Annotated in this window: 5 protein-coding genes; all 5 read right to left on the bottom strand. The window is 66.2% G+C overall.

What is annotated here, in order from left to right; translation table 11 throughout:
• Positions 1–145: 145 nt before the first annotated feature.
• Positions 146–1,768 (bottom strand): APC family permease, encoded by a 1,623-nt coding sequence (locus LQ144_RS19055; protein ID WP_230120369.1) that lies wholly within the window; start codon positions 1,766–1,768, stop codon positions 146–148.
• A gap of 93 nt (positions 1,769–1,861) precedes the next feature.
• A complete protein-coding gene (locus LQ144_RS19060; RefSeq protein WP_230120371.1) occupies positions 1,862–3,502 on the bottom strand; it encodes a GMC oxidoreductase in 1,641 nt (546 codons plus the stop codon).
• Positions 3,503–5,041: an aldehyde dehydrogenase family protein gene (locus LQ144_RS19065; RefSeq protein WP_230120374.1), complete on the bottom strand. Its 1,539-nt coding sequence runs from the start codon at positions 5,039–5,041 to the stop codon at positions 3,503–3,505.
• A 99-nt stretch (positions 5,042–5,140) separates the two neighbouring features.
• Positions 5,141–5,767 carry a TetR/AcrR family transcriptional regulator gene (locus LQ144_RS19070; RefSeq protein WP_230120376.1) on the bottom strand — a complete coding sequence of 209 codons (627 nt, stop codon included), beginning with the start codon at positions 5,765–5,767 and terminating at the stop codon, positions 5,141–5,143.
• Positions 5,768–5,874: 107 nt separating this feature from the next.
• The coding region (locus LQ144_RS19075; protein ID WP_230120378.1) for a LysR substrate-binding domain-containing protein at positions 5,875–6,538 on the bottom strand (664 nt) is incomplete at its 5' end.

The following is a 6,538-nucleotide window of genomic DNA, read 5'->3' on the forward strand; positions in this document are numbered from 1 at the left end:
TGTCAAGGGTAGGACGTGCTTGTCCGGATCCGGATGCTGTCGCGTTGTGTGACGTTTAGTCACTCATCTGCGCGGGGGCCACTGACGCGAAAGGGCCGACGACCGCGCTCAGGTGAGCACCGCCGTCGACCCTTCCGGGGCGTTACTAAGCTTCCGACGCGGCCATCTTGACTGCGGACGCATCCTCCGGGGCTTCGTACTGCACTGTTTCGTACTGGACGGCGCCCGACGACGGATGTGCTGCGACTGCCGAGGCGTGCTCGGCCAGCACCCCGGTCTGGTGGCGGATCTTCAGGCGGTAGAGCAGGGTGCCGCCAATGATCACGGCGGCCACGAAGATCACGCCGCCCCACTGCAGGTACCACTCGAACGGCGGCACCGAGTTGTAGATCTCAGGCCGGGGCCAGACCAGGTTCACCGTCATGGCCGCGCCCCAGAGGACCGCGAGGATGTTCACCGGCAGTCCCCATTTGCCCATGCAGAACCCCGGCTCGGTGCCATCATCATCCCGCAGCGGCCACCGCTTCAGGAGCCGCTTGCGCAGCAGGGGAACCGTGACCAGGAGGTAGGACAGGTAGATCAGGACGATGCTGATGCTGGACAGGATGGTGAAGATGGCCGGCTGCATGACGTTGACCAGCAGCGGGATGACGGCCATGACGCCGATGACGATGGCCGCGATCTTGGGGGTCCTGCGGACCGGATCCACCTTGCTGAGCTGCCGGCTGAACGGGAGGTTGTTGTCCCGGGCCATGGCGAACATCATGCGGATGGCGGCGGCGTGGACGGCCAGGGTGCAGACCACCACGGCCACCACGATGCATGCCAGGAACGCCTTGCCGAACGGACCCCCGAGGACGGAGAGCACGATGTACTGCAGGCCGCCGTCGGCAGCCCCCACCTGCGGGTCGGTCAGGTCCGGTGCGGCCAGGATGCCGAAGAGCAGGATCAGCCCGCCCAGCAGGAACGAGGCAGTGACGGCGCGCAGGATTGCCTTGGGCGCGGTGCGCTTGGGGTCCTTCGTTTCCTCGCCGAGGGAGCTGGCGGTATCGAAGCCGTACATGACGTAGCCCGAGGCCATGGCGCCGATGAGGAAGACGCCGAAGAAGCCGAGATCGTGGCCCTCGCCGAAGCCGTTGGTTTTGAAGAAGACCTCCGGGCCCCGCACAACATGCCAGCCCAGCGCGAGGATCAGCAGGACGGCCGCGATCAGCTCCACGAAGACGCCGATGCTGTTGATCCTGGTCATCAGCTTCACGCCGAACGCGTTGATGAGGGTGGAGATGGTGATCATGATGGTGGCCAGCACCACGCCGTTCATGGCGAAGTCGTAGGGGCCGGTGCCGTCACCGACGAACTGGAAGCCGGACCAGAGCTGCGGCAGGGTGAGTTGCAGGGCCAGTGCCACGGATCCGAGCGCCATGATGGAGGAGAGCAGGAGCAGCCAGCCCGCCAGCCAGGACGCGGTCCCCGACGAGAGCCGCTTGGCCCAGTTGTAGACCGATCCCGCCACGGGGTAGCGGCCGGCCAGCTCGGAAAAGCACAGCGCCACCATCAGCTGGCCGACGAACACGATGGGCCAGGACCAGGCGTACGCCGGGCCGGCCATGGAAAAACCGAAGTAGAACAGTTGGAAGACGCCGGTCAGGATGGAGATGTAGCTGACTCCTGCGGCGAAGCTGGCAAACTTGCCGATGCTCCGGTCCAGGGTCTGGGTGTAGCCAAATTCGTCCATGCCGCTTGAATCAATACTCTTGCTGGGTTCCATAATGTGTGAACTCCTAAGTCAGAAAAGTACGACGATGCAATCCGCGGCCGCCATTGGACGCGGGTGAAATCAATAGCCTCCGGAACTTGCCTCTCAGGCGAAGGAGGGGCTGAGCTCTACCTCTTTCCTTGCGGCGCCACCGGTGTGGCCGGCACGGATGAGATCGGCGCAGCGCTCGCCGATCATCATGACGGTGATGTTGGGGTTGACGGTGACGTGTTCAGGCATCACGGAGGCATCCGCCACGCGCAGGCCGGTGACGCCCTTGACCCGCAGCTCGGGATCCAGCGGTGACATGTCGTCGTCGGCCGGGCCCATGCGGACGGTGCCCACCGGGTGGTACACGGTGTTGTGGGTCTTGCGGATGTACTCCCGCAGCTCCTCGTCCGTCTGTGCCTCGACGCCGGGCGACAGCTCGCGGCCGGTCCATTCGGCCATGGCGGGCTGGGCGGCGATTTCGCGGGCCTTGCGGATGCCGGCCACCATGACCCGCATGTCGTGGCCTTCGGGATCCGTGAAATAGCGCGGATCCACCATGGGCTTGTCGCGGAAATCGCGGCTGCGCAGCCTGACGGTGCCGCGGGAGCGGGCGTGCGTGACGTTCGGGGTGAGGCTGAAGCCGTTCTCGGTGGTGGGGTAGCCGTGCCGCAGGGTGTTCATGTCGAACGGGACGGAACCGTAGTGCATCATCAGGTCCGGGCGGTCCAGACCGTCCTCGGTGGGGGTGAAGATGCCGATCTCCCACCACTGGGTAGAGGTCTGCACCATCGGCTGCCTGGCCTCGAACTGGACCACGCCTTCGGGGTGGTCCTGCAGGTTCTCGCCAACGCCGGGGGAGTCCACCAGGACCTCGATGCCGTGCGCGGCGAGGTGGGCTGCCGGGCCGATGCCGGAGAGCATCAGCAGCTTGGGGGAGTCGATGGCGCCGGTGGACAGGATGACCTCGCGGTGCGCGGAGAGCCGGTGGGTCCGGCCAAATGCGGAGTCCACCACGTCCACGCCGGTGCAGCGCTTGTCCGCGTCGAACACCAGCTGGCGGGCGCGCAGGCCGGTCAGCAGGGTGAAGTTTTCACGCTCCATGATCGGGTGGATGTAGGAGACGGAGCTGGAGGAACGCGTGCCATCCGCGCGGCGGTTGATCTGGAAGAAGTTTGCTCCGTTGACCACGGTGGTGCCGGTGTTGAACTTCGCGCGGGGAATGCCCGTCTGTTCGCAGGCGTCCAGGAGCGCGACGCCGGCAGGATCCGCCGGGGGCACGTTCATCAGCTGCACGGGGCCGGAGTCGCCGTGGTGCGGCGCGTCCGGGCCGGCGTCCTCGTTGGTTTCAAGCCGCTGGTAGAGCGGCCAGGCGGCGTCGGCGTTCCAGCCGGTGGCGCCGTACTTGGACTCCCACTCATTCAGGTCTTCACGGGGTGCCCAGAAGGCGATGCAGGAGTTGTGGCTGGAACAGCCGCCCATCACCTTGGCGCGCGCGTGGCGCATGAAGGAGTTGCCGTTCTCCTGCGGTTCCACCGGATAGTCCCAGTCGTAGCCGGACTCCAGCAGCTCCATCCAGCGGTCCAGCTGCAGGATTTCGGGCAGGTTGCGGTCATCCGGGCCGGCCTCCACGAGGGCCACGGTCACGTCTGGATCCTCGCTCAGCCGGGCGGCGACGGCGGCACCCGCGGATCCGCCGCCGATCACGACGTAGTCGAACCCGCGCTCGGTGACGTCGTCGATGTTGTCGTAGTGCATCTAGTTCTCCTTGCCGTGGTCAGCAAACCAGCCGGTTACCTGCGGGCTGGTGTTCTGGTAGATGTGCTTGGCTTCCTGGTATTCGGCCAGGCCCGTGGGGCCCAGCTCGCGGCCGACGCCGGACTGGCCGAAGCCGCCCCACTCGGCCTGGGGGAGGTAGGGGTGGTAGTCGTTGATCCAGATGGTGCCGTGCCGCAGCCGGGATGCCACGCGCTGCGCCTTGCCGGCATCCTGGGTCCAGACCGCGCCGGCCAACCCGTAAATGGTGTCGTTGGCAGTGACCACGGCCTCGTCCTCGGTGCGGAACGTCTCCACGGTGACCACCGGGCCGAAAGCCTCGTCCACCACCACCGACATTCCCCTCTGGACACGGTCCAGGATGGTGGGCTGGTAGTAGAAACCGCCGTCGTACTTTTCTCCTTGCGGCGCCGCACCGCCGGTCCGCAGCCGCGCACCCTCCTGGATGCCGCGCTGGACATAGGCGTGGACTTTGTCGCGGTGGGCCGCGGAAATCAGCGGCCCGGTTTCGGCGGCGTCGTCAAAGGGGCCGCCCAGCCGGATGTCCCGGGCACGGCGGACCAGCTCGTCCACGAAGCGTTCGGCGATCGATTCCTCCACCACCAGCCGCGCCCCCGCGGAGCAGACCTGCCCGGAGTGGACGAACGCGCCGTTCAGGGCATTGTCGACGGCGGCGTCGAAGTCCGCGTCCGCGAACACCACGTTGGGGTTCTTGCCGCCAAGCTCCAGTGCCACCTTCTTGACGGTGCCGGCGGCGGCCGCCGCGATGCGCTTGCCGGTTTCCAGCCCGCCCGTGAAGGAGACGAGGTCGACGGCGGGGTGTTCGGAGAGCGGGGCGCCCGCCTCCGCGCCGGGGCCGGTCACGAGGTTGGCGACGCCGTCGGGCAGGCCAAGGTCGTGCAGCAGCTGCATTGCCAGGATGCTGGTGGACGGGGTCAGCTCGGAGGGCTTGAGGACGAAGGTGCAGCCGGCGGCCAGCGCGGGCGCGATCTTCCACGCCGCCTGGAGCAGGGGGTAGTTCCACGGGGTGATCAGGCCGCAGACGCCCACGGGTTCGTACACGATTTTGCTGACGACCGTGGGGTTCCCGGCGTCGACCATGCGGCCCGCCTGCTGCCCGGCGAGCCTGCCGAAATACTCGAAGCAGGCGGCAATGTCGTCCATGTCGATGCGGCTTTCGACCATTCGCTTGCCTGTGTCCAGCGACTCGGCGCGGGCGAACTTTTCACGGCGTTCGCGTAGTCCGGCGGCGACCTTGAGCAGGAAGGTGCCGCGCTCGGGTGCCGGCACGGAGGACCAGACGCCGGAGTCGAAGGCTGCACGGGCTGCGGCGATGGCGCGTTCGGCGTCCTCCCTGCCGGCCTCGGACACTGTGGCCACCGACTCGCCGTCGGCGGGGTTGCGGATTGCGCGCACAGCGCCGGAGGCGGCTGGCTCCCATGCGCCGTTGATGAACAGGGTCGATGCTGTCTCGGTTCTTGCGATCCGAACGACGTCATGGGCTGGTGTGGCGTAAGTCATACGAGGGACAGTACTGCACATTGAACGAGTGTTCAATACTTTTCTTGAACAGTTGTTCAATGCTACTTATGGAGCTCACTCTGCCCGGTTGCCGGTGGTTCAGGACTCGTGAAGCCGGTGATCCTTGATGGTGCGGTCCTGAAGCGGCGCGAAGGCGATTTGCTCCGTCCGGGCGATGCTTCGCTGAATGGAGGCCTCATCAACGCCGAGAAGCGCCGTCAGCCACATGCCGTTTTGGATGACGACAATGTCAGCCGCCCGCTCCCTGCATGCCTCCCATGAAAGATGGGGTTGGGCGTTGGAAACCAGCGCAGCGAGGCCGTCGAGATAGCGGTCGAAGGCCTCGGCGTTGATCTGTGCATAGCCCTCGTCCGCCTGGGCGAGGGCCCAAAGGTGCAGGCGCAGGGACAGATAGCGGGTGGTCAGCAGATCAGCGGCTGCCACTCGCCGCAGGGCCTGGCGCAGCTGTTGCTCCGGGTCTGACGACGGGTCGGGCGCCACGAGCAGAAGGTCGTGTTCGTCGACCCGGCGCAGGGCTGCCCGTATCAGGCTCGTCTTGTCGTCGTAGTAGTAGTTCACCAGGCCGAGCGCGACGCCGGCTTCGCGGGCCACGGCCCGCATGCTCACACCCGAAATCCCATGGCGGGACAGCAGATCCAGCGCCGCCTCGAGAATGCGCGACTGCCTGTCCATTTGTTCGCCGGAGTTCACGGCATTGGTCCCCATCTGGCCAGACTATTGCCTAACCCGTAACGAGTGCACTTTCCGGGGTCGCATGACCTTGCTTCGAAGTCCCGTCCCACACGCCAAAAGGCACGAAAAGTTGTAGGCGGTCAGGACGTCGACCGCGTGTCGAACGCCGCTGCCGATTCCCGTAGAAGGCGCGCGACGGTGTCCACGGGCATGCTGGCTGACCGCCGGCGGTCGAACCGTCGCAGGACGATGCGTCGCGTGCCCAGTCCAGGGACGTCCAGGACGTCCACCCCGTCATGGCTGACGCCGCTCAATGCCAAGGTGGGTACGATGGCGACACCCTCCCCCGCCGCGACCAGTGCCAGTGCGGTCAGCGTTTCCTGATATTGATGCACCGTCTCCATCTGGGCACCGATGGACTGACGGAGCCGGCCGAGCACCGCAGCGTTGGCGGCTGAGGAGTCGACACCGAGCCAGAGAAGTGGCAGATGCCCAAGGTCGATGTTCTCTGTAGTGAGCAGGGCGCCCGCGGGAACCACCAGTTTCCAGGGCTCGTCCAGCAGGGGCTCCTCGATCATTCCGGCGGAAAGTGAACGTTGGCCGGCCGTCATCGAATCGAGCTCGACCACAACAGCGTCGAGCTCGCGCTGCCGGAGCAGGCGTAACAAGTCAGGGAAGTCGTCTTCAATCAGCCGGATCTGCAATTGCGGGTACCGGATGCGCCACTCGGGCAAGCGCGGGATCACCACCGTGCGGACAAAGCTGGTGAATCCGCCCACCCGCACCACCCCCGCGACCTTGGCC

This window comes from Arthrobacter sp. Bi83 (assembly GCF_918698095.1).
Classification (GTDB): Bacteria; Actinomycetota; Actinomycetes; order Actinomycetales; family Micrococcaceae; genus Arthrobacter.

Excerpts from the sequence above, each read along its gene's own strand:
- LQ144_RS19055 (WP_230120369.1), bottom strand. The coding sequence starts at position 1,768 with ATGGAACCCAGCAAGAGTATTGATTCAAGCGGCATGGACGAATTTGGC.
- LQ144_RS19060 (WP_230120371.1), bottom strand. The coding sequence starts at position 3,502 with ATGCACTACGACAACATCGACGACGTCACCGAGCGCGGGTTCGACTAC.
- LQ144_RS19065 (WP_230120374.1), bottom strand. The coding sequence starts at position 5,041 with ATGACTTACGCCACACCAGCCCATGACGTCGTTCGGATCGCAAGAACC.
- LQ144_RS19070 (WP_230120376.1), bottom strand. The coding sequence starts at position 5,767 with ATGGGGACCAATGCCGTGAACTCCGGCGAACAAATGGACAGGCAGTCG.